The following is a 23,390-nucleotide window of genomic DNA, read 5'->3' as shown; positions in this document are numbered from 1 at the left end:
CTGTCAATTGAAGGCCGCGAGAGCTAGAAGGAGTAATCAATGTCCAAGAACACCTTGAGCCCTTCCTGCCCGTAGCCGAAATCAGCCGAGCCGACGATCTGCGGGCGGCCCACGACCCGCAGGGCCGCGCCCACGACCGGATGGAAGTACTTGGCCTGCATGAGGTCGAGTTCCGGGAACACCGTGCCGACGCCCAAGAAAGGGTCCAGCCAGAAGGAGGTCATGACCCCGGATATCCTCATGGCATGGAGCCGGCAGCGCTGTTCGCCTTCGATCATGAACATCCCTTGGTCGATATACCGGCCCTCGCCATAGCCGCGATGGCTGTATTTCCCGCCCAGATTCGGCATCAGCCAGAAAGGCACCGTGCCCACCAAGTTCTCGAAACGGACGCGGCTGGCCGATATGAATCTGGGCTCCCGCTCGTCCTCGCCGATCGTGGGCCGGAAGTGCTTGAGCTCCATGCCGTAGCGATAGTAATCGTACTGGCTGAAAAGGCTCTTGTCGCCCATGCCGATGAAGGTCTCGGCATAGGTGCCGCGGGAGGTCGTGACGGGGCTGTCGCGCGTATCATAGTTGAGAAAACCGCGGAAAGAGACGTTGTGGTGGCGCTGGGCGACATCCTGAACCACCGTGGGATAGAGCGCTATGGTGTCCGGGATTCCCGGGAACGACCCGCCCACCTTGTTCGCCATGAATGCATGCATGACTCCGGCGTTGAACGGGGATCCTTCCCTCAAGGGGACCGACCCCGACACGCGGTAATTGATCGTGTCGAGAGTATAGTTGGATTCCCCGCTTTTGGCGCTGTTGGGGCCGAATCCGAAGAAGCGCTTGGACCCGTCCCGCGAGTACTCGACGTGTCCGTGGAAGTCCACCTCCCTTTTGAAGGGGATCACCGTGCTGTAAGCGGCGCTCACTTCGCGGTTCCAGTACTGCGAAAACGATAAGTCGGTATGGAGATTGCTCCGCGACGAGAGGAAAGAGAACACCTCGCAGCCTGCGGTGACGCCGAAGTGAGGATTGTAGGTCAGATTGGTCACATAGATGCGCCGCACCGTATCCGATGCGGCCATCACCACCCAGACCGGCATGATGCCGGCCGTCACGCCGCTGTTGGGATCGGTGTCTATTGAAGGCAAATAGAGGAACATGCCGCCCTTGGTCGGCCGCATGACCAATTTGACCATAGCGGGCAACTCGTCCGCCTGGGTAGACCGCTCCGGCTGGGGAGCGATGGGAGGTGTGGATGCCCTGGCGGGCGGCGCGGCCAGCATGGACAGAAGGAATAGAAGCTTCAAATCCTTTTTGATTGGCTTAGGCCATCGCCTTTGTCTTGTTTCCGCGCTCGACCACGAAAAAGATGCGGAAAACGCCGATGGTAATAAAGGACGGCGATGCCCAGCACAATGAAATCGTCGCTGAGGCCGATGACGGGGATGTAGTCCGGGATCTGGTCGAAGGGAGTGATGAGGTAGAATAGGGCGCCGAAAGCGACGAACTTATCAAGGATAGCGATTTCGTGAGAACGTAGGGCCAGCATGAGATCGTCGATGCGGCCGCGCCATTCCTCTCCCATGGCCTTGAAATGCGCGAGCATCCGGCCGGAGTTCCGGACTTGGTCCTGACGGTGTTCGTTCTCGCCGATCCGTGCCAAGCCCTTGGCGACGACGTCCCGGCTCTCGCCGGGGGACCGCAGGGCCTCGTTCGTGATCCCGAAATCCCGGAGGGTTTTCTGGAAAGGGTCTTCCGCGGAGACAAAAGCCGCGACCACATCGGGGTCTTCGGGATGCAGGATGCCTTCGCCGACGAGCCGGCGCAAGAGCGGCGCGATCGCCAAACGGTATATCTCAGGGAGCTGCTCGTTTCTAGGCTTGTCGCGCCACCGCCGCAGCGTCATGCCTGACACCCCGAGCTCTCGCGCGGCTCTCTCCGGGGAGAGGCCTGCCCTGTCCAGCGCGCTCAACAGTCGGGCATAGCGCATGGCGAGTGATCAACAAATGTGGACTTCCCAAATGTTAACTTCGGACTGTCTGGCTGTCAAGGCCCGCCCGCGGAGAGGGCGCGCCGCTGCGGGTCTCAGCGGAACGCCGGGCGCTTCAGCAATGAGACGTTCCGGCGCAGCCAGCGGCGGCGCTGCTTCTGCTCCGGGCACCACGCTTCGACCACGGCCCAGAAGCGGCGGGAGTGGTTCATCTCCTTGAGGTGCGCCAGCTCGTGGATGACCACGTAGTCCACGATCTCGGCCGGGGCGTGCGCCAGCACCCGATTGAAGTTGAGGTTGCCGCGCGTGGAGCAACTGCCCCAGAGCGTCCTCTGGTTCTTGAGGAAGACGCGCTTGGGCGCGACCGACATCGCCGCGCTCCAGTGCCTCACCCGCGACTCAAAAAGCTCGCGCACCGGATCCGCCGGCCCGGCAAGGCGCTGCCGGACCTGGGGAGGGACCGGGGCCGCAGGAGGCTTCCGGAACACTTCAGGCAGTTCCAGGCGCAGACCGGCCAGGAAGCCGCGCACCTCCCGCACTAGGCCTGTCGCCGCGTTGGTGTCCATAGGCTCCGGCGAATATGATATAAATTATGCGCCGTGGCCAAGATACTCGTCGTCGACGACGAAGACCCCATCGTGGCCCTGCTGACGTTCATCCTGGAGAAATCCGGGCATGCGGTCTCCGCGGCCAAGAACGGCCAGGAAGCCCTGCGCGCACTGGGCGTGGACCCCGTTGACGAGGCCGCGGCCCTGCCCGACGTCGTGATCCTGGATGTGATGATGCCCATCATGGACGGCTACACCGCGGCCATCGCCATCAAGAACTGCCCGCGCACGGCGTCCTTGCCCATCCTCGTGGTCACGGCCAAGGACGACATGCGCCTGCCGTTCGAGTCCGTGCCTTCGGTGGCGGGCTTCTTCGAGAAGCCTTTCGACCCGAGGCAGCTCCGGGAAGCCGTCCTCCGGGTCACGGCCGCGAAGGCCCCCCCCGGGACCTAGCTGCCCTGGCTCTCTTCCGAGCGCTTGCGCTCGGTGATATCCTGCACGAAGGCGAAGCAGCGCTCCCGACCGCCATGCTCCAGATAGCTGCAGGCGACCTCCACCGGGTAGACGCGGCCGTCCTTGGCGCGTTCGCGCGTCTCCAGCATCAGGCTGCGCTGCTCGCGCAGCTTCTTCCAGAAACCGTCCCAGGCCTCGGCCTTCATGCCCGCGTCCACGTCCCAGACCGACAAAGCCAGGAGCTCCGCGCGGGTGTAGCCCAAGGCCCGGCAGGCCGCGTCGTTGACGTACTGGAAGCGCCCCTGGGGATCCACCCAATGGGCCGGGATGGAGCAGTTGTCCACCGCGAACTGGCTGAAGCGCAGCGATTCCTCGTCCGTCTTGCGCTCGGTGATGTCGCGGTTGCTGCCGCGCGTGCCTAGGAAACGACCCTCCGCGTCGAACACGGGCTGGCAGACATGGCCGATCCAGCGCTGGGTGCCGTCGGGCAGGACGATGCGGAACTCGAGCTCGCCCGGTGTCCGGTGCTCCACCGCCTCATTGCGGTGGCTCTGGAACCCCGGCCGATCCTCGGGGTGGATGATGCTGAGCAGCAGGCCGGGGTCCGACAGGAACTCCTGCGGCGCGCGGCCGGTGACTTGCTGACAGGAAGGCGAGACGTAGAGGAACTCCCCCGAGGGCGCGAACCAGAACTCCCAATCGCGGGTGTTGTCCGCCACGATGCGGTACTTGGTCTCCGACTCCCGCAGGGCGCCCTCGGCCCGCCGGCGCTCGGTCACGTCCTCATAGGTGCCCAGCACGGCGATGACCTTGCCGTCCTTGTCGTGCAGAGGCAGCTTGCTGAGCTTGATCCAGCGGGGCTCGCGGCCCGCGGCCGGCTGGGACTCCTCGCAGTCGAGCCTGGGCCGGTCCTGGTCCATCACGGCCTGGTCGTCGACGCGGTAGGCCGCCGCCTTCTCCTTCCACGACAGCTCCGTGTCCTCCTTGCCCAGGATATCACCGGCGTCCTTGAGACCGGCGTCCTGGAGGAAGGGCCGGTTGCAGCCGAGATAGCGGAAATCGCGCCCCTTCCAGAACACCCGCTGGGGGATGTGGTCGAGGACCAGGCGGAGCATCTCCCGGGATTCCCGCACCGAGTCCTGGGCCTGCCGCTGCTCGCCGATGTCGCGCACGAAGGTGAAGTCGTACTCGCGCCCGTTGAACTCCAGGTAGTTGGCCGTGATCTCGACCGGGAAGACCCGGCCGTCCTGCCTGCAGGCGCGCCCCTCCCAGCGCAGGACCTTCGCGCGCTTGAGCTCCGCCCAGTGCGCGGACCAGCGGTCCAGCGGGAAGTCGGGGTTGATGTCCGGCATGCCCAGATAGAGGAGCTGCTCGCGGGGATAGCCCAAGGACAGCGCCGCGGCCTCGTTGGCGTAGAGGAAGCGGCCCGAAGGCCCGATCCAGAACACGGGGATGGCGCAGTGGTCCATGGCGAACTGGGTCAGACGCAGGGCGTCGTCGGCCTCCTTGCGGTCCGTGATGTCCTGGATGACCCCGTCGTAGTAGAGCAGCTTGCCCTGAGGGTCGAAGTGGGGCACCGAGGTGTTGCGCACCCAGCGGGTCTGGCCGTCCTTGCGCACGATGCGGTGCTCGAAGGGCCCCGGCTTCTCCCCGGCCAGCAGGCGCCGGCCCTGCTCCAGCACCGCGGCCTTGTCCGCCTCCACCACCATGCGCAGCCAGAGGTAGGGGTTGGAGGCGAAGTCGTCGCGGGTGTAGCCGGTGACCGCCTCGCAGGCCGCGCCGTGCTCGGTGGACACGGCCCGGCCGTCCTCGACATGGACGGTGTAGACGTAGTCGGAGAGCGCCTGGGTGATGCGGCGGTGGCGCTCCTCGCTGTCGCGCAGGCGCGACTCGGCGCGCTTGCGCTCGGTGATGTCCTCGTTGATGACCACGATGCCGGTGATCTGGTTGGCGTCGTCGCGCACCGGGATGGCGGAGTGGGAGATGGTCTTGCGCCGGCCGTCCGAGGTCTCGATGTCGATGATCTCGTTGACGTAGGTCTCGCCGCGCGAGAGGGCCCGCACCGGCGCCCATTCGTGCGGCTGCATGCGCCGCCCGGTGCCGTGCCACCAGGACGGGTACTGGCCGTACTGCTCGATGCCGGAGAAGCGGACCCCGCCCCAGATGCCTTCCCCGGCCTGGTTGCACAGGACGATCTTGCCCTGGGCGTCGGTCAGCCACACGCCGACGGGCAGCTTGTCGACCATGGTGCGCAGCTGGCGCTCGCTGGCGCGCAGGGACTCCTCCATCCGGCGGCGCTCGGAGATGTCGCGCGTGATGCGCCACATGCGCGAGGGCCGGCCCTGCTCGTCGCGCACCAGCCAGATGCGCACCGTGACCGGGATGACCGCCCCGTCGCGCCGGATGTACTCCTTCTCGTACTCGTCGCAGTAGCCCCGCTTGAGCACCTGCTCGCCGAGCACGTCGCCGTCGAGCTTGGCCCAGCGCACCGGGGTCAGCTGCTGGTAGGTCCGGCCCGAGAGCTCATCGAAGCCGTAGCCCGTCATCTCCAGGAAGGCCCGGTTGGCGTCCTCGATGCGGCCCTCCATGTCGGCTATGACGATGCCGTCGCGGCTGGTCTCGAAGAGGCTGCGGTACTTGCGCACCGAGGCCCGGGTGGCCTGGTCGGCCTGGCGGCGCGCCAAGGTGCCGCCCACGCACGCCGCCATGGTGCGCAGGATGGACTTCTCGTCGCCGCTCCAGCCCCGCTCGCGGCGGCAGTCGTGGAAGCAGAGGAAGCCCGCCCAGCGCTCCTGGATGATGATGGGCACGACCAGGATGGACTTGCTGCCCAAGGGCTCGAGGAAAGCCCGCTCGGCCGGCGGCATCTCCCGCACCATGCCCTCGAGGGAGTTCCCGGCGGAGAGGGCCGCGTGCCAGCGCGGGAGGTTGCCCTGCAGCGAGATATCCTGGATGGGGGTGGGCTCGGACAGGGCCGGGTCCCGGCGCCACTCATGGCTCCGGCTGACCAAGGCTTCCTCGGTCTGAGGATGCGGATGCATCTCGAAGACGCAGATGCGGTCCACGTCCAGGGCGCGCCCCACGGAGTCGACCGCGCGCATGACGGCCTGGTCGAAGTTGGCCGAGGTGAGCAAGGTATGGGCGGCGGAGGCGACGCTGGCCAGGAGACCGGCTCCCGCCGCGTCGCGCTGCTGGGTGTCGTTGTCCATGTCGCAGGCCGAAGACCGGAATTGGAGGCTTATGCCGTCACGGTGATACTACATTCTTCCATAAAAGGAACTGAGCAGGCAACCGACCGCATCCGCGCACCGTTCTTGAAAATGTAACATCCTCCTGTCATTATCCTGAAGCCGCCATGGACCAGGACAAGGAATTCTTCGATACCGCCGCGGTCAACGACCTGGAGACCGCCCGCCTGGCCCTGCGCTGGGCCCTGGAGCGCATCCGCAAGATGGAGGCGGAGCTCTCCACGCTGCGCGCCGACAAAGCGCAGGCCGCCCAGGATGTCCGGAAGCTCTCCGAGGAGGTCTCCCGGAAGGAGGAGGCGGTCAAGCGCTGGAAAGAGACCATCCATGTCTGGGAAGCCGCGGTCCAGGACCACGGCAAGATGGAGCTCCAGCTGCGCGAGGAGCTGCGCCTGGAGGTGCGCCGCGAGGAGGACGCGCGGGTCAAGGACGAGCGCGACCAGCTCCAGCTCCAGATCGACGCCCTCAAGCGCGAGCTGGCCGACAAGGAGGCCCAGCTCGGGACGCTGCGCCGCGAGGTCATCGACGCGGTCAAGACCGCCCGCGCCGACGGCGAGCGCGAGATGCAGTCCGTCCTGCGGCACCAGGAGAAGGCGCTGGAGGAGACCAAGCAGTCGCTCCTGGAGCGCCTCAACATCCAGGCCGACCTCGTCCGCTCCCGGGAGCGCGACCTGGAGGGCCAGCAGCGGCTCCTCGACGAGCAGATCAAGGCCAAGGAGATGGAGTTCCGGCGCCGCTACGAGAAATACGAGGAGGACCTGCTCAAGCACGACCGCGAGGTCATGGCCCGCGAGGAGGCGGCCCTGGAAGGCAAGCTCCAGGCCAAGCTCGCCGACCACGAGGCCCGCCTCAAGAGCCAGGAGGACGCGCTCGAGGCGCAGCGGGGCAAGCTCGCGGCCGAGCATTCCCGCCGCCTGGAGGAGCTGGAGCAGTCCTACAGCCGCAAGCACGAGGCCGAATGGGGGCGCCTGCAGGAGAAGCTCGAGGCCGAGCGCCGCTTCCAAGAGGAGAACTTCCGCGTCAAGGAGACCCGCCTGGAGGCCGAGACCGCCGAGCGCCACCGGGACGTGCTCAGGCACTACGAGGGCCGCGCCCAGGAGCTCGCCGCCAAGTACCAGGCCCAGCAGGAGGCCCTGCAGCTCCGGGAGAAGGAGCTCATCGCGCAGCGCCAGAAGGAGCTGGAGTCGGTCCTCTCCAAGGGGAGGGCGCAACTCGAGCTGGAGCGCGACGGTCTCCAGCGCGCCACCTCCGAGCGCGAGGCGGCGCTCCTGGCCAAGCTGGAGGCGCAGCAGGCGGCCTGCCAGAAGAAGGAGGAGGAGATCTTCCGCCAGCAGGTCGAGCTCCAGGACGCCTACCGGGCCAAGCAGCAGGAGCTGGCCAAGCGCTTCGAGGACATGCAGACGGCCTGGAGCGAGAAGGAGAAGGCGCAATGGGCCTCCCACCAAGGCCGGCTCGCCGACAGCCTGGCGGCCAGCCGCAAGTCCATCGAGGCCGAGCGGGCGGACCTGGAAGCCTCCTATCGGCGCAAGGATGAGGCCCTGGCCGCCCGGGAGGCCGGCCTGGAGGCCCGTCTGCGCGGCGAATGGTCCGAGCGCGAGAAAGCCCTGCTGGCCGAGCACCACGCGGACCTGGCCCGGGCCCGCGGGGAGTTCTCGGCGGAGATCGACGCCGAGCGCCGCCGCCTGCAGGAGCTGTATCTGCGCGAGCAGAAGGAGCTGGCCCAGTCCGCCGCGGCGCGCGAGGCGGCCCTGCGCCAAGCGCTTTCCTCGGAGCAGTCCCAGGCCATCAAGGCCCACGACGACGCCTACGACGGCCTGCGCAAGGAGCTGGCCGAGAAATCGCTGACCGAGTCCGCGGCCCTGCAGGCCCAGTACGACCTGAGGCTCCAGGAGCTCGACGACGCGATGCGCCGGCGCCTGGCCGAGGAGCGCCGGCAGCTCGAGGCGCGGTACGCGGCGCTGGAGAAATCCTGCGAGGGCCGCCAGCGCGCCCTGCAGGTCCAGTGGGAGGAGGAGAGCCGCCGCGAGCGCGAGGAGGCGGCGGCGCAGGCGCAGCGCGAGCTCGCCGCCAAGCGCGCCGCTCTCGACGAGGAGCGTGCCGCTCTGCAGGCGCAGTCCGCGGCCCTCAAGGCCGAGGCGGAGTCGGCGGCCGCGATGCAGGCCAAGGCCCTGCGCGACGAGTATTTCGCCAAGGAGACGGCGCTCAAGATCGAGGGCGCGGCCAAGGAGGGCCAGCACCGGGCCGCCTATGAGGCCGAGCTCGCGGCGCAGAAAGCGGCCTTGGAGGAGCGCGTCTCCGCCCAGGAGACCTCGCTGCGCGACCGCTTCGCCCGGGAGCAGAAGGCCCTGCAGGACGCCTGGGACCTGCGCGAGCGCGAGTGGATCGGCCAGCGCGAGAGCCTGCTCAACGCCGACCGCGAGCGCCTGGAGCAGAGCTTCCGGCAGAAGGAGGCGGCCTTCACGGCCATGCGCCAGGAGCTGGAGGAGAAATACGCCTCCCGGGTCAAGGAGGTGGAGGCCGCCTCCGCCCGCAAGGCCAAGGAGGTCGAGGACGCCTGGCACCGCCAGCAGGAGGAGCTCGAGGCCCTGCGCCTGCAGCTCATGATCGAGTCCCGCACCCGCGAGGCCGAGCTGCAGGAGAAGTTCCGCCAGAAGGAGGCGGCGCTCAAGAAGACCATCGACGAGCGGCTCTCCGAGCTGGCCGCGGGCGAGAGCGGCTTCCAGGAGGCCTGGATCAAGCGCGAGGCGGCGCTGCAGGAGACCCTGAGCGAGCGCGAGAACCTATGGATGGCCGCCCAGCGCGAGGCCCTGGCCCGCGAGCGCAAGGAATGGGAGGAGTCCCGCGACCGCGAGATCGCCCAACGCCGCCGCGAGATGGAGCTGGGGGTCGCTCAGCGCGAGAAGATGCTCGAGGAGGCCATCCGCGCGCGCCAGAAGGAGATGGAGGACCTCCTCATGCAGAAGGAGAAGAACCTCATCCTCGCCTACGACGACCAGATCTACAAGGCCCGCACCGAGTTCGACGCCTCCTACCGCGCCCGCGAGGAGGCCCTGGAGCTCAAGTACATGGAGTTCGAGAAGAAGATGACGGCCGAGTCCGTGGGCAAGGAGACCGCCTTCGCGGCGCAGAAGCGCGACCTGGTGGAGCGCGAGGTGGCGGCCCTGCGCGCCGACTTCGCCGAGAAGCAGGCGGCCCTCGAGCTGCGCATCCAGGAGGCGGAGCGCGCCACGGCCGAGCGCAAGGGCGAACTGGAGCAGGACTTCGACCGCCGCAAGACGGCGCTCGACGCCGCCACGGCGGCTGAGCGCGACGGCATGCGCGCCGCCTTCGACAAGCGCAGCCAGGAGCTCGACGGGACCTTCCGGGAGAAGTTCCAGCAGCTCGAAGCCGACAAGAGCCGCGTCAACGAGCTCCTGCTGGAGAAGGAGGAGGAGCTGGCCAAGCACTTCCAGAAGCTCGAGCACGAGCTGCGCAACGAGCTCAACCTGGCCAAGATCGAGTACGCCGCGGCGCACGACGAGAAGCTGCGCAAGCTGGCCGAGGACCGCGTCAACCTGCAGAAGCAGTACGAGGTCCGCCTGCGCGAACTTGAGGCGCGCTACCGCAAAGGCGGCGGCGGTTCAGCCTCCTAATTCGGGGCCTAATTCGGGGACACAATACTTATCTCAGCCGCCGACCGGGGAATTAAGTATTGTGTCCCCGAATTCAGAGCCCTTCCTTCCCCCCCTCCTCTTTGGTACCATACCGCCAGCAGGACTATTTTCCAGGAGGCGCTATGGCTCATTGGCAGGAAGGCGACGTGGACCCGCAGGAGATGGTCGCCCGGCACTTGCGGACCGTGATCAGCGCCATGGTGGTGGCGGCGGGCCTCTTGCTGCTCTGGTCCGCCGTGGTCTTCATCCCGGCCGGGCACGAAGGCGTGCTCTTCAACAAGCTCACCGGCAAGATCAACCCGACGACTCTGAAGCAAGGCTGGCAGCTGCGCGTGCCCATCATCAACAGCGTCATCGTCTACGACTGCCGCCGCAAGGCCTACACCATGTCCATGACCTCCGCCGACGCCGGCCAGGAGGGAGCCAACACCAACTGGTCGCCGACCGCCGACGGCAACATGGTGGGCATCGACATCACGGTCTGGTACCGCATCCCCCTGGACTTAGCCGGCAAGGTCTACGTCAAGCTCGGCGACCAGGATTGGTGCGAGGAGCAGGTCATCCGCCCCATCATCCGCAACGCCGTGCGCCTCACCGTGGCCAAGTACACCGCGCCCGAACTCTACGGCCCCAAGCGCACCGAGGTGCAGGACCGGATCAAGGAGCTCATCGCCAAGTCCTTCAACGACGACGCCTTCTTCGTGCTCGACGGCGACGGGGTCTTCCTGCGCGACGTGCACCTGACGCCCTCCTACCAGCACTCCATCGAGGAGAAGGTCGCGGCCCAGCAGGCCATCCAGCGCAAGGAGTTCGAGGTCGCGCAGGCCCGGCAGGAAGCCATGGCCATCAAGATCAAGAACGACGCTTTGGCCTCGGCCAAGAGCTACCTGCAGCTGCGCACCATCGAGATGCTGGAGAAGAAGGACTTCAAGGTCATGGTGGTGCCCCAGAGCCAGGGGCTCATCCTCAACCTGGACCAAGGCAAATGACCACGGCCCCCCGGCGCCGGGCCGGGTTCACGCTGCTCGAGATGATCATCGCCTTGGTCCTGAGCAGCTTCGTGATCATGGGCATCTTCGGCGCCGTCTCCCAGATGATGCGCGGGCACATGGAGAGCTCGGCCAAAGCCACGAACTCCGCCTGGGCCCTGATGGGCCTGGACTCGATGCAGAAGGAGCTTTCCAACGGCACCGTCCTGTACTGCCCTTTCACGGACGGCTCCCACCGCGGCTGCCCGGGAAAGACCTCGACCGTCCTGAGCGGCTGCAGCGACTACACGCCCAACCCCGGCGCCGGGCTGGGGCCTGCGGGCGGCCCCCTGGACGGCAATGCGTTGAGCGTGAAGTCGTCCTACTACTCCGTCTGGGACGCGGCCAGCACCCCCACCAAGACCCCCTGGCTCCTCCACTACACGGGGACGAGCTGTCCCATCGACCCGGCTCCCGCCTGCGGCTCCGGGAGCTACGACGTCGTGGCCCAGGACATCTATCCTAACGACCCCGCCCTGGACTTCTATTTCCGGAGGGCCGACGACGTCGCCGGCGTGCAGCTGCTCTTCACCATCGGCCAGCAGACCCGCTCCGCCAACGGGCAGGCCCCGGCCTTCAGCAAGGTCGACACTCGGGTCCAGATGCAGAAGTCGTTCTCCAACCCCTACGACTAAGGGGCCTATCCGGCGTAGGCCCTAAGGCCGCGCGGGATTTCCCTCATAGACCCGCGCGCGGAGCCCCTCCTTCGTCTATAATCAAGGTATGAAGCGCTGGCTCTGCATCTTCATCGCGATCGTCACGCTGGTCACGGCCCCGGGCCTCGGCGCGTTCCAGGCCGCGGCAGCGGTCGTAAACCAGGTCAGCGTCGCGGTCCCGGTCGGCGGCGCCAACGCCGGAGTGGTCGGCGCGGGCCTCCAGAACCGCACCGGCCAAGGCGCCCTCTCAGTCCTGACCCCCGGACTGTCCCTCGGCCTCACCCCGGCCCTGGCGGGCATCCAGGGCGTCCTGCCTCCCATCCAGGGGCCGGCTTTCGCCGCCCCTGCCTCCGCTCAGCAGACCGCAACGGTGCTCTCCGTCAACCCTGCCGTCGTCCCGATCACACAGTCAGAGGCGGTCGTTGCGCCGACGCTGGCGGCTCCGGCCGCGCTCCCGCAGGAGCAGAAGGACGCCGTCGCGGCCGCAGCGGAGGCGGAGTCCTTGCAGACCGTCCGGGGGCAGTCCAACCAGCTCGGCGTCCGCTTCCGCCAACTGCGCAAGCTCTTCGGCGAGCCCCGCCAGCCCGCCGACGTGCTCGGCGCGCCGGGACAGACGGCCCAGGGGCTCTCGCCCGCGCTCTCCGCCGAGACGGCCGCGAAGGACAAGCCGGCCGTAGACGAACCCGCCAAGCCCGAGAAGCCCAAGAAGGGCTGGGGCTTCGGGATGAACGGGACCACCTGGTGGTTCATCGGCTCGCTGCTCGCCCAGCAGGTGGGTGTCGAGGCCCTGGGCTCATCCATGCCGGCCCTCATCCAGAAGGCCTTCGGGGACTTCACCATCTACGCGCAGGTCGCGGTCGTCTCCTCCATCTTCGGCATCATCGGCCGCCAGATCGCCCCGGTCATCATCGAGAAGGTCGGGCTGAAGAAGGCCTACGTCGGCTCCTACATGATCCGCGTGGCCTCCATCACCGCCTTGGTGGCCCTGCTGGCCACCGGGCACATGACCTTGCCGCTCATGTTCCTCTTCTATTCGGCCAATGCCTTCATCATGGGCACGACCTTCACGGCCATGAACAGCGTGCCGCCCCTGCTCGTCGGACAGCAGGACGCGCCGCTCAACCGCTTCTGGGGCGTCCAGCACACCCTCTCCGAGATCTTCGGCGTCCTGGGGCCCATCGTGACCGGCCTGGTGATCGCCCACTTCGGCTTCATCCCCGCCTTGGTCGCCTTCCCGGTCATGACCTTGGCCGCGGCGCTCATCCTCTGGACGACCCTGAAGCTGCCGGCCGAGGCGGAGCTCAAGAGGGCCCAGGACCCGTCCCAGAAGCCCGCCGGCGTGATCCAGATATTCAAGGATTTCTTCAAGAAGATCGGCCGCGGCGCCAAGGTGGTCTGGAGCAACCCGGCCCTGAGGCTCAGCTTCATCGCCTTCACGCTGTTCCTCATGCTCAACCCCTTCCTGTACCAGATGCTCGCTCCAGGCTACGCCCTGCGGCTCATCGGCACGGCGGCCCCCGAGCTCGCGCCGGCCATCAGCGGCTGGCTGACCGGCCTCTACAGCGCCGGCGGCCTGGTGGGCGGCATCATCATGACCTTGCAGAGCCGCAAGCTCGACCAAGCCAAGGAGTCCGGCCAGATCGACGACGCGGGCGAGCGCGTCATCCTGCGCCAGTCCATGCTCCGCTGGATCGTCATCGCCGCCGGCTCGCTGGCCTTCATCGCGAGCCTCGCCGTGCCCCTGCCGGTCCTCGGCTCGCTGGTGTCTTTGCCCTCGTTCCTCATGTGGGCCAAGAACGTGACCTTGCCGGCCCTGGCCCTCATCCCGTTCGGCATCGCGCAGGTCGTGGCCCAGTTCAAGCTGCAGAGCTACTTCCAGGCGCGGGTGCCCAAGCAGGACATGGCCGACGCCATGGGCTTCCTCGGCTCCGCCTCGCTGGCGGTCACCACGGTGGGCATCCTGGCGCTGAAGTACCTCTTCAAGGCCTTCCCGCTCGGGCTGACTCCGTTCTACTACTTCTCGTTGGCGCTCATCCCCATCGCGCTGGCCGCCCTGTACCTGCGCTGGCGGCTCTCGAAGCAGGGCTGAAGACGGACTTCAGGCCAGATCCGGGCTCCTCAAGAAGATGAGGCGGAACTCGACGTCCGCCAGCCCCCAGGCCCGCTCCACCGCCGCGCGATAGTCCTCGCCCTGGCGCCGGTACCTCTCGCGCAGGGCGCCCAGGCTCCGCGGGGCCGCCGCCTCGCTCTTGAAATCAGCCACCACCACGCGCCCGCCCTGGCGGTAGACCAGGTCGATGGTCCCCCGCACCACGGCACCCGCCTCGCCGTAGACGAAGGGCAGTTCCCGCCCCAGGATCTCGGCTTCGGCCAGCTCCCGGGCGGCCCGGGAGCCCAGGAATATCCGCAGGACCGCCTCGGCCTCGCCGCGCGCGGCGGCCCAATCGGCCTCGGGCTGAGCTCCAGCCAGGGCGCGGCACGCCGTGGCCAGGGCCGCTCCGAGGTCGGCCGGCCTGCGGAAATCCCAGAGGGCCAGGACCTTGTGGCAGAGCTGCCCCACCAAGGGGCCCAAGCCGGGGCCGGCGGGGCGGGCTTGGCGGCCGAGGTCCGGGCCGCCCTCTTTCAAGTACTCGGTCGCAGTCCGGGTCCAGCCGCGCGCCGCGGCCGCATCGCGCCGCCGCAGCCTCTCGGCCCGCAGCCGCGCCAAGGCCTTGGGCTCGGGCAGGCGATGCGCGCAGCGCAGCCCCGAGAGGCGCGCCTGGCCGGAACGCATCGCGCCCGCGCCGGCCCTCAGGACATGCACCGGCAGGGACAAAACCGTCTCGGCTTCCGATGCCGGCCAAGCCCCGGCATCGCGCAAGAGCCGGGCCAAGGTGCCTTGGTCCGCTTTCCGGTGGCCCAGCAGGATGAGCTTGTCCTTGGCGCGCGTGAGCGCCACGTAGAGCAGGCGCACGGTCTCGTCTTCCCGGCGCTGGCGCTCCCGGTCCTCCAGCAGCGCCCGGACCGCGTCGCCAGCCCCGCAGCGCGCCAGGCTCAGCCCGGCGCGGCCCGTGCTCCAGTCGGTCAGCACGGCTTGGCCGCCGCCCCCGCGGGCGCTGCCGCCGGACAGGTTGTAGACCAGCACCGCCGGGAACTCCAGGCCCTTGGCCTTGTGGATGGAGAGCACGCGCACCGCGTCGAGGTGCTCGTCGGCCAAGGGGCTCTCCCCCTCGGCCCGGGACTCGTCCATGGCCCGGGCCACCACGGCGATGAACTCCTTCAGGGTCAGGCCCCGCTCGTCGGCGGCCGCGGCCGCCAGGCGGGAGAACTTGAGCAGGTTGGAGACGCTCTGCTGGCCGTGGTAGGCCCGGGCCGCGGCCGCGAGCAGGGGCGTCTCGTCGAGCACGGCGCAGACGAACTCTCCCAGGGGGACGCGGCCCACCCGGCCGCGCAGGCCGCGCAGGATGGCGAAGAGCCCGGCCAGACGCCGCTTCTCGGAGGCGGGCCAGGACGCCGGCGGCTTCTCCAGGTAGCCCGGCTGGCCGGCCGCGGCCCAGAGACGGAGGTCCTCATCGGCCAGGCCCATGAGCGGCGAGCGCAGCAGGCCCGCGAAGGCCAGCCGGTCCTCGGGGTCGTCCAGGACGCGCAGGAGGTTCGACAGGTCGATGACCTCCTGGCTGTTGTAGAAGAGCTTCTCCATCTCGACGACATAAGGGATGTCCGCGGCCTTGAAGGCCTCCAGGAGCGGGGCCAAGGCGCTCGAGGTGCGCATGAGCACGGCCACGTCCTTGAACCGGCGCTTCCCGCCGCCGGCGCATTCCGCCGCTATCCAGCCCGCGATCCAGGCGGCCTGCGTCTTCTGCCCGGTCAAAGCGTCGGGCTCCTCGCCCCCTTCGCCCGCAGGCCCCACCGCCACGATCTCGACAGCAGGCAAAGGATCCGAAGCCTCGGCCAGGGGCGCCACGGGGATGTAGTCGGGCTGGGAGCCTTCCTTGCGCCGCATGAGCTTGGGGAAGACCGCGTTGACCGGGGCCAGGACTCCGGCCGTGCTGCGAAAATTGGTCCGCAGCTCGCAGAGCAGCGCCCCGCCGCCCTGGAGCAGGTGCTCCGTGATGCCCTGATAGGCCGCGATGTCCGCGCCCCGGAAGCGGTAGATGGACTGCTTGGGGTCTCCGACGATGAAGAGGCGTCCCGCTCCGGGCCGCACCCGGCCCCAGCGTCGGGCCCGGCCGCCGAGCTCCTCCGCCAAGAACAGCAGCAGTTCTCCCTGCAGAGGGTCCGTGTCCTGGAACTCGTCGACCAAGAAGGCCTGGTACTTGGCCTTGAGCTCCTCGCGCACGACGAGGTCGTCGCGGACCAGGTCCCGGGCCTTGAGCAGGAGGCCGTCGAAGGAGACCAGGCCCGCGCGCGCGTAGGCTTGGCGGAAGGCATCGGCGAAGGGGATGAGCAGACGGGCGGCGCGGCGCGCCAGGGCCTCGCTCTCCGCCGAGGCCGCGGCCGCGATGCGCTGAGCGCTCTCATAGGCCGGCGCGCAGGCCTCATCCCAGCCGGCGGGCCACTTGGCTTGCGGCGGCTTCGCCGCCCGCAGCCGGGCCAAAGGCGGCTCCGCGCTGGACGCGGCCGCGGCCAGAGCGTCGAGGTGCTCGGCCAAGCCGGAGAGCGCCTCCAGGATCTTGCCGCGCGCCGGAGGCTGGCCCTGCGGCGCCTGGCGCAGCAGGCGCTCCAGCTCCGCCAAGCGGGCCGGCGCCTCGGGGTCCGGCCGGCCGATCTGCGCGAGGTCCACGGGCGCGCCGGCCAGCCCGCGCGCGAGCTCCTCGAGGTCCTCCAGGGGCGCCCAGCGCAGCACCGCGAGCCATTCCTGCTTCCTCGGGCCGCGGGCTTGCTCGCCCAGCTCAGCGTCGAGCCACTGGGACCAGCGGGTCTCGAAGAGCTCCTCGAAGCCCGGGCCTTCGTCGACCCGGAAGCCGGGGTCCACCCCGGCCTGCAGGGGATAGAGCCGCAGCAGATGCGCGGCGAAGGCGTGGATGGTCCCGATCTGGGCCTTGTCGAGGTCCTCCAGGGCCGCGCGCGCGCGCTTCAGGACCTCTTCGTCCTTCCTGCCGAACCGGGAGCGCAGTTCCTTGAGGACGGCCTCGGCGCGGGCGCGGGCCTGCTCGCCCAGGGACCCCCGGCCGAGCAGCGTCACCAGCTCAAGGAGCCTCTCGGCCAAACGCAGCCGGATCTCGCCCGCGGCTTTCTCGGTGAAGGTCAGAGCCACCAGCGCGGTGATGGGCAGAGGGAGCTGCCGGCCCAGGAGGTTGAAGAGGATCCGGTCGGTCAGCAAGGTGGTCTTGCCGGTGCCCGCGCCGGCCACGACCACGACGTTGCAGTCGAGGCGGCTGCGCGCGGCGTCGCGGTCCGCCTGGTCCATGGTGGGCACGGGGAGATTCTACAATTTGATAACCTGTAAGACTCCCCATGAAGGACCTCACCACCGGACCCGAAGGCAGGCTCATCCTGAACTTCGCGGTGCCCATGCTCATCGGCAACGTGTTCCAGCAGTCCTACAGCGTCGTCGACAGCGTGATCGTGGGCCAGGCCATCGGCAAGTCCGCCCTGGCGGCCGTGGGCGCGAGCTTCCCCATCCTGTTCCTGCTCATCGCTCTGAGCATCGGGGTGACCATGGGCTTCTCCATCCTCATCTCCCAGTACTACGGCGCCAAGCAGATGCAGAAGGTCCAGCGCGCCGTGGACACGTCCTTGGTGTTCGTGTTCTTCGCTTCGCTGGTCATAGCGGCCGTCGGCATCCGGCTCTCCCGGCCCGCGCTCATGATGCTCAGGACTCCCGTCGAACTGCTGGATCAGGCCACGGTGTACCTGCAGATCCTGTTCGCGGGCATGCTCTTCCTCTTCGGCTTCGCCACCATCAGCGGCATCCTGCGCGGCCTGGGCGACTCCAAGACCCCGCTCTATTTCATGATCGTCTCCACGGTGCTCAACATCATCCTGGTCATGCTCTTCGTCCTGGTCTGCCACTGGGGCGTCGCGGGCTCGGCCTGGGCCACGGTGCTCGCGCAGGCGGTGGCCTGCGTGCTGGGCGTGGCGCACTTGAACCGCTCCCACACGGTGGTCAGGCCGAGGTGGAAGGGGCTGGCCTTCGACTGGGACATCTTCAAGAAGGGCCTGGCCATCGGCCTGCCCACGGGTGTGCAGCAGGTCCTGGTGGCCACGGGGATGATGGCGCTGGCGCGCATCGTCAACGCCTTCGGCACGGACGCGATCGCGGCTTACACGGCCGCGGGCCGCCTCGACGCTTTCGCGGTGCTGCCGGCCATGAACCTGTCCGCGGCGGTGTCCACGTTCACGGGCCAGAACCTGGGGGCGGGCAAGCTGGGCCGGGTCAAGCACGGCTTGAGGGCGGCCCTGCTCATCTCGGGGGCGTTCTCGGCGGCCACCACGGTACTGGTGATCTTGTTCGGCAAGCCCTTGATCGCCCTCTTCAACGCGGACCCGAACGTGGTGGCCATCGGGGCCCGCTACCTCTTGATCGTGGGCGGCTTCTACGTGGTCTTCTCGAGCATGTTCGTGCTCACGGGAGTCCTGCGCGGAGCCGGAGACACGCTGATACCGATGTTCATCACCATCCTGTCCTTGTGGCTGATCCGCATCCCGATCTCGACCTGGCTCGCGGGCCGCATCGGGACCGATGGGATCTGGTGGGGCGTGCCCATCGCCTGGGCGGTGGGATTGGCCCTCTCCGCCGGGTATTATGCCACGGGCCGCTGGAGATCCAAGGTCGTGGTGCCCTTGCCGCCCGCCCTGCAGGAGCCGCTGCCGGTCCCGCCGCAGATGGAAGAAGCGGCCTGACCCTCGGGGGTCAGGTCTTGACATTGGACATTGCCGCCGAGAGCCGGCGTCAGGCTTTGACTTCGAAGGGGATCAGCCTACTGGCACTTGCGGTCTATGCAGCGGTTGGTGCCCATGCAGTCCGCGTCGATCTCGCACTTGTGGCCGGCGGAGAAATGCTCGCGCACGCAGGTCCCGCCGGCGCAAGCCAGCGGCTTGACGCAGTCGCCGTCGGCTTTGCAGTCGCCGCCTTCCCGGATATTGTGAGCCGCGCAGCCCGCCAGCGCCAAGAGCGAGCCCAGCAACAGAAGATTCAGTGTTTTCATGGTGTCTCCATTCCCCGATCTGGTACGGCCCATAGATGGTTTATCAATTTCCCCCCCGCCTTTCAATGGCTGACCGGCTGAAGGCCGGCCAAAAGGCCCAACCCGAGGGGCCCATATGACCCTTTAAGGAAACGTATGCGGCATCTACACTATCGCATGCGCGCGTTGCGTACATTCCTGGCCGTCCTGCTCGCTTCCAGCCCCCTCTCTCCCGCTTTCGCCGCGCAGACCCGCTCCGTCGTGGTCGCGGCCCCGGTCCAGACCGGACCCGCGGTGCTCGTCCAGTCCGGCCCGCCGCAGGCGCTCTCCTTGCCCTCCCTCTCGCTGCGGGCCCCCTCTCTGCAGGCCTCTCCCAAGCTCTCCCTGGTCCCAAAAGTGCTCGCCGCTCCTGCGGCATTGCCCCCGAGCCTGCTCGCCGCCCCGATCCCCATGGCCGCTCCGGAACAGCCGGTCTTCAGCCAGAAGGTCCAGGCTCTCACGGACAACGTCGCCGAAATCGGCAAGGCCCTGGCCAAGCCCGGAGCTGACGGCGGCCGCGACAGCGCCGAGAAGCAGTTCCAGCAGCTCACCGGAGAGAAGGCCGCTGGAACCTCGGACCAAGGCATACTCCAGGTCTCAGGCATCGATTTCACACCCGCCGAGCTCGCCCGCGTCAGCGCCACCAGCTCCGCGCTCGAAAAAGCCGTGGCCATGGCCGCGGGCTCGGTCTTCAAAGGCGCGCTGATCGATGTCCGCTCGCGGGGCTCTTCCGCGCGCCTGACCCACAGCGAGGACAATCCGGACTACGACCTCATGGCCCGCCTGCCGCGGGACTGGAGCGACGAGCAGGCTGACGCGGCGGTCAAGTCGAACCTGCCCGCCCTCAAGGCCGCCTTGGCCGAGAGCGTCAAGCGCGAGACCGCTTTCCTGTTCCCGGGCGTGGAGACCACGGTGAAGGTGGAAGGCCCGGTGGCGCTCAACGACCCGGCCGACGGCAAGCACGCCGAGGGCGTTTACATGATCCCGGTGCACGTCAGCGGCCCCGCGGGCCTGCTCATAGACGCGGACGTGAGCTTCACGCGCCGCTCCGAGTACGCCAACGACTATCCCGGCTATTTCGACGCCCAGCTCGCCGCGGTGCGCCGCTCGGGCGGGCCCGCGGCCGCTGAGCAGGTCCTGCGCGACATCCGCCTGGCCAAGCGGCTCTTCACCACCGCCATCGGCTCTTACAAGCCCTGGAAGGGCGGCCCCAGCGGAGTCGGCGTCGAGCAGATGGTCATGCAGACAGGCGGCTTCGACAAGCTCATGGCCCGCGTCCTGGATGCCGGCACTGAGCCCAGCGGCCAGCCCCGCGGTCTCAAGAAGGCGCGCCAGCATTGGACCGTGGACAACCCTTTCATGGAGCCGAAGAACTTCCTGGACCTGATGAGCGAGGGCTCCTGGAACCGCCTGGCTTACGCGGCCAAGGTCTACACCGAGGCCAAGGCGGAAGGAAAGCCCATCGCCCTCGAAGCGCTCAAGAAAGAGAAGCCCGCGGCCCCCGTCTTCACCAAGCCCCAGGAAGCGGTCCTGGCCGTCATAGACGCGCCTTCGGCTCCGGCTGTCAGCCTGCGCTTCACGACCGCCCTGCGCCAATGGAAGGCCCGCAGCCTGGTCGCGGAGGCGGTCAAGCGCCTGACGGCCAAAGGCCTGCGCGTGGACAAGACCGCGGTCTCCTGGCAGCGCGCGGAAGGGACCAACGCCTATCAGGTCACTTTGCAGCTGGCTCCCGGCGCGGACGCCGCCGCGGCCGAGAAGTCCTTGCGCGAAGCGCTGCTCAGAGCCGAGCCCTCCCTCAAGATCGCCGAGGCCGCGCCGTCCCCCCAGCTCCGCCAAGTCGACGCCTGGCTCTACCTGCGCGCCCGCAACAGCGCACAGGCGGCGGACGCGGTCTCGCGCGTGGCCCAACGGCTCTCGCGCAGGCTCGGCCTGGGCCGGCCCGAGGTCTCGGCCCGGCCGGACGAGAAGGGAGCCTATGCGGTGGGCTTGTCCCTGCGGGGCATGTCGCGCGAGGATTTCGCCAAGGCCGCCTTGGAGTTCTTCAAGAAGACCACCGGCGTCGAAGTGGTCGCCGCGGCTTATCCGGGCGCGAAGACCCAGGCCGCGGCGGATCCCTCCGCCCCGGGAAAGCTCACCTTGGAGATGCTGGAGCGCTTCACCACCAACGGCCCCAAACCGGCCGAGCGCGGCGACGCCTATCTCTACGCCCAAGGCGCCAAGGCCCTGCCCGCAGGCCTTGAGGAGGCGGGCGCTCAGCGCGTGGCGGCCGAGCTGCCGGAAGACGCGAACATCCAAAAGACCCGCGCCATGCTCCTGCGCCGCTTCGACCGCGCCTACGTGATGCTCCCAACCCTGAACGCGGAAGGCATGGAGGTGCAGAAGGCGGTGCGCGTGCCCGACCGGCTGGCTCAGGGAGTGGTGAACGAGACGGTGGTGGACGTGGCTTTCGACGAGAAGGGCGTGCGCGGCATCAAGCCTGTCGGGGCCTACGCGGCCGACGTGATCATCGGCCGGGTCAGCCGCGTGGGTGAGAACCTGATGCTGGCCCCGCTCTTCTCCGGCGACTCGGCAAAATCCCTCTACGCTCCCATGCCCATATCGGGCGCCGCCAAAGAAGGCGCCATCCTGCAGGTCTTCGTGAAGCCCGCTGCCGCGGGCTATGAAGCCGTGCCGCTCCTGGACCTAGGCTCACAGCTCACCCCCGAGATCGCCGCGCGCGAGATCGCCCTGCGCCACGGCGCGCGGGGCTACTTCGAGGAGCCGGTCATCCGGCAGGCCGAGGCAGTGGGCCGGGAGCAGGACCCGGAGGCTGATTTCAAGCGCATGCAGGCGGCCAAGGGCCGCAGCGAGGACCTGCGCAAGCTGCCCTTCATCACCATAGACCCGGTCGGCGCGGGCGACCTCGACGACGCCTACTACGTGACCAAGGAGGCCGACGGCAGCTACACCTGGTATCTGGCCACGGCCGACGTGGCCCAGTACGTCAAGCCCGGCACCCCGGCCTTCCGCGCCGCGGCCCGCATCGGCAACACCTTCTACTCGGTGGACAAGGACGGGGTCTCGGAATTCCCCATGAACCATCCGGTGGTGTCCAAGTCCGTGTCGAGCCTGCTGGCGGGCAAGGACTCCTTGGCCATGGTGTCCAAGATGCGCTTCAGCGCCTCCGGCGAGTTCCTGCTCGGAGAGTCCGAAGTGTTTTTGGGCCTGGTGCGCGTGCAGGGCCGCTACACCTACGACCAAGTGGGCGCGCTCTGGAAGGGGCAGGCGGGGCACGGCATCATCCATTTCGACCAGGTGGCCTTGGCCCGGGAGCTCTCCGCCAAGCTGCACCGCACCGACGAGGCCCGGGGCAAGCTGGAGCTGAGCTTCACCGAGACCGAGCATCGCAAGGGGCCCGACGGCCGCTGGGGCACGTTCGTAGTCGAGCACGATCCGCAGGTGCAGGAGTCGCACCGGCTCATCGCAGGAGTCGCACCGGCTCATCGAAGAGCTCAAGGTCTATGGGAACCGGGCCATCGCCGTGCGCCTGGAGGCCATCGCCAAGGACGCCGGCGTGCCGCACATCAGCCGCATCCATCCGGCCCAGGAGGAGCGGGTCAACGAGCGCCTGCGCAAGGAACTCTCCTCCATCGGGGTCCCGTGGCCGGAGAACGAGACTTTATGGCAGTATCTGGCCGGCCTGCGCCAGCGCCAGGACCTCTCCGCCGAGGTGAAGGAGACGGCGCAGATCCTGGCCCTGCGCAGCCGCAGCTCGGCCCTCTACTCGGCCGACGACGCCGAGGGCCATGAGGGGCTGGCTCTGGAAGCCAAGGCCTACGACCATCCTTCGACGCCGATCCGGCGGTTCTCGGACATGTACAACCGGGCTCTGCTCGAGGCCTACCTGGAAGGCTCGGATCCCAAGGCGGCCTACGAGGCCATGCTGGCGGACATGAAGGTCCTGGGCTTCGCGAGCCTGGAGGAGTACCTGCAGCATCTCAACGGCCGGGAGCAGGCGGCTCGGCAGATGGACCACGAGGTGGATGAGTTCATGTCCGTCTATGAATTGGCCAAGCCGGAGAACAAGGGGCGGCAGTTCACGGGCTATGTCAAGATGGTGCGGCCGGGGCGCAATGCCGAGACTGTGATCCAGCTCCGGGAGCTGCCGGTGGAGATCACTCTGCGCGGGGAAGAGGCCAAGCCCTATCAGCTGCTCGATGAGGTCGCAGTCATGGTCAAGGGCGCGGACCCCGCGCGCCTGAAGGTGGACGCAGCCATACACAAGGCGGCCAAGAAGGGCTAGCAGGCTGCTGATAAAGTCCGTTCTGCGAGCGCCCGGCGGCCGTCTGCCGGGCGCAACCGACCCGCGAAGCGGGGCGGCAGAACCCATCCGATAGGTTGCACGAAGGATGGCGCCTTCGGCTCGCCAGTTCGGGGACGGACTGTTGCCCGCTACCGAAAGGACTGTGTCCGGACCACTCCTGTCCGGGGAAAATCCGTCGCGCGACGCAATAAGCCCTGATGAAACAGCCTCCGGTCGGGAGTGTCCGACGGAAAATCGGCAGCAGGCCTCGTTGAATCGGCTTGCGCGGTTTTACAGCCTGTCCCGAGACATCATCCCGGCGTTGGCCCGCGCCGGCGATACCGGCTGTGGCCGTTGACAACCCCGATGGGTCCTGCGAGTTGCGGCGGGGTG

General features: G+C 68.2%; 13 protein-coding genes and 1 pseudogene. 8 read left to right on the top strand and 6 right to left on the bottom strand.

Translation table 11 applies throughout. The features are described from left to right. Positions 1-23: 23 nt before the first annotated feature. From NTY77_12145 to NTY77_12135, 3 genes are all read right to left on the bottom strand, one after another. Complete coding sequence (locus NTY77_12145; GenBank protein ID MCX5796238.1) at positions 24-1,301, bottom strand: BamA/TamA family outer membrane protein; 1,278 nt, start codon at positions 1,299-1,301, stop codon at positions 24-26. Next, positions 1,298-1,984 (bottom strand): YkvA family protein, encoded by a 687-nt coding sequence (locus NTY77_12140; GenBank protein MCX5796237.1) that lies wholly within the window; start codon positions 1,982-1,984, stop codon positions 1,298-1,300. Before NTY77_12140 ends, NTY77_12145 begins: the two co-directional genes overlap by 4 nt. A 95-nt stretch (positions 1,985-2,079) precedes the next feature. Further along, positions 2,080-2,550: a M48 family metallopeptidase gene (locus NTY77_12135; protein MCX5796236.1), complete on the bottom strand. Its 471-nt coding sequence runs from the start codon at positions 2,548-2,550 to the stop codon at positions 2,080-2,082. Between the two features lie 33 nt (positions 2,551-2,583). On the opposite strand from NTY77_12135, the gene NTY77_12130 reads away from it, so the two are divergent. Beyond that, positions 2,584-2,985, top strand: a complete 402-nt coding sequence (locus NTY77_12130; protein ID MCX5796235.1) for a response regulator — start codon at positions 2,584-2,586, stop codon at positions 2,983-2,985. Here the strand turns inward: NTY77_12130 and NTY77_12125 are convergent. Then, the gene (locus tag NTY77_12125) at positions 2,982-6,194 is read right to left on the bottom strand and encodes a PAS domain S-box protein (GenBank protein ID MCX5796234.1); all 3,213 of its coding nucleotides are present in this window, start codon (positions 6,192-6,194) and stop codon (positions 2,982-2,984) included. The genes NTY77_12130 and NTY77_12125 overlap by 4 nt on opposite strands. A 146-nt stretch (positions 6,195-6,340) precedes the next feature. Here NTY77_12125 and NTY77_12120 point away from each other — a divergent pair, with 146 nt between their 5' ends. The 4 genes from NTY77_12120 (at position 6,341) to NTY77_12105 (ending at position 13,656) form a co-directional block, all read left to right on the top strand. Continuing rightward, complete coding sequence (locus NTY77_12120; GenBank protein ID MCX5796233.1) at positions 6,341-9,862, top strand: hypothetical protein; 3,522 nt, start codon at positions 6,341-6,343, stop codon at positions 9,860-9,862. A gap of 143 nt (positions 9,863-10,005) precedes the next feature. Then, positions 10,006-10,872, top strand: a complete 867-nt coding sequence (locus tag NTY77_12115; protein MCX5796232.1) for a prohibitin family protein — start codon at positions 10,006-10,008, stop codon at positions 10,870-10,872. Beyond that, positions 10,869-11,546 (top strand): prepilin-type N-terminal cleavage/methylation domain-containing protein, encoded by a 678-nt coding sequence (locus NTY77_12110; protein ID MCX5796231.1) that lies wholly within the window; start codon positions 10,869-10,871, stop codon positions 11,544-11,546. The genes NTY77_12115 and NTY77_12110 overlap by 4 nt, the downstream gene beginning before the upstream one ends. Before the next feature lie 88 nt (positions 11,547-11,634). Continuing rightward, positions 11,635-13,656, top strand: coding sequence for an MFS transporter (locus NTY77_12105; GenBank protein MCX5796230.1), 2,022 nt, complete (start codon positions 11,635-11,637; stop codon positions 13,654-13,656). 9 nt (positions 13,657-13,665) lie between these two features. Here the strand turns inward: NTY77_12105 and NTY77_12100 are convergent, their stop codons facing one another. Then, a complete protein-coding gene (locus tag NTY77_12100; protein ID MCX5796229.1) occupies positions 13,666-16,956 on the bottom strand; it encodes a UvrD-helicase domain-containing protein in 3,291 nt (1,096 codons plus the stop codon). Between the two features lie 47 nt (positions 16,957-17,003). Here NTY77_12100 and NTY77_12095 point away from each other — a divergent pair, with 47 nt between their 5' ends. Then, positions 17,004-18,392, top strand: coding sequence for an MATE family efflux transporter (locus NTY77_12095; GenBank protein MCX5796228.1), 1,389 nt, complete (start codon positions 17,004-17,006; stop codon positions 18,390-18,392). 77 nt (positions 18,393-18,469) lie between these two features. Here NTY77_12095 and NTY77_12090 read toward each other — a convergent pair whose 3' ends face one another. Then, positions 18,470-18,697 carry a hypothetical protein gene (locus NTY77_12090; protein MCX5796227.1) on the bottom strand — a complete coding sequence of 76 codons (228 nt, stop codon included), beginning with the start codon at positions 18,695-18,697 and terminating at the stop codon, positions 18,470-18,472. A gap of 2,841 nt (positions 18,698-21,538) precedes the next feature. On the opposite strand from NTY77_12090, the pseudogene NTY77_12085 reads away from it, so the two are divergent. Further along, positions 21,539-22,084 (top strand): annotated as a pseudogene (locus NTY77_12085) (RNB domain-containing ribonuclease). 145 nt (positions 22,085-22,229) lie between these two features. Next, complete coding sequence (locus tag NTY77_12080; protein ID MCX5796226.1) at positions 22,230-22,997, top strand: RNB domain-containing ribonuclease; 768 nt, start codon at positions 22,230-22,232, stop codon at positions 22,995-22,997. The last annotated feature ends 393 nt before the right edge of the window (positions 22,998-23,390 follow it).

This window comes from Elusimicrobiota bacterium (genome assembly GCA_026388095.1).
Lineage (GTDB): Bacteria > Elusimicrobiota > Elusimicrobia > UBA1565 > UBA9628 > UBA9628.
This window is presented reverse-complemented; position numbering and strand designations above follow the sequence as displayed.

Bases quoted from the DNA above. Each gene is read 5' to 3' on its own strand.
- NTY77_12140 (MCX5796237.1), bottom strand. From the start codon at position 1,984: ATGCGCTATGCCCGACTGTTGAGCGCGCTGGACAGGGCAGGCCTCTCC.
- NTY77_12135 (MCX5796236.1), bottom strand. From the start codon at position 2,550: ATGGACACCAACGCGGCGACAGGCCTAGTGCGGGAGGTGCGCGGCTTC.
- NTY77_12125 (MCX5796234.1), bottom strand. From the start codon at position 6,194: ATGGACAACGACACCCAGCAGCGCGACGCGGCGGGAGCCGGTCTCCTG.
- NTY77_12120 (MCX5796233.1), top strand. From the start codon at position 6,341: ATGGACCAGGACAAGGAATTCTTCGATACCGCCGCGGTCAACGACCTG.
- NTY77_12115 (MCX5796232.1), top strand. From the start codon at position 10,006: ATGGCTCATTGGCAGGAAGGCGACGTGGACCCGCAGGAGATGGTCGCC.
- NTY77_12110 (MCX5796231.1), top strand. From the start codon at position 10,869: ATGACCACGGCCCCCCGGCGCCGGGCCGGGTTCACGCTGCTCGAGATG.
- NTY77_12105 (MCX5796230.1), top strand. From the start codon at position 11,635: ATGAAGCGCTGGCTCTGCATCTTCATCGCGATCGTCACGCTGGTCACG.
- NTY77_12100 (MCX5796229.1), bottom strand. From the start codon at position 16,956: ATGGACCAGGCGGACCGCGACGCCGCGCGCAGCCGCCTCGACTGCAAC.
- NTY77_12095 (MCX5796228.1), top strand. From the start codon at position 17,004: ATGAAGGACCTCACCACCGGACCCGAAGGCAGGCTCATCCTGAACTTC.
- NTY77_12090 (MCX5796227.1), bottom strand. From the start codon at position 18,697: ATGAAAACACTGAATCTTCTGTTGCTGGGCTCGCTCTTGGCGCTGGCG.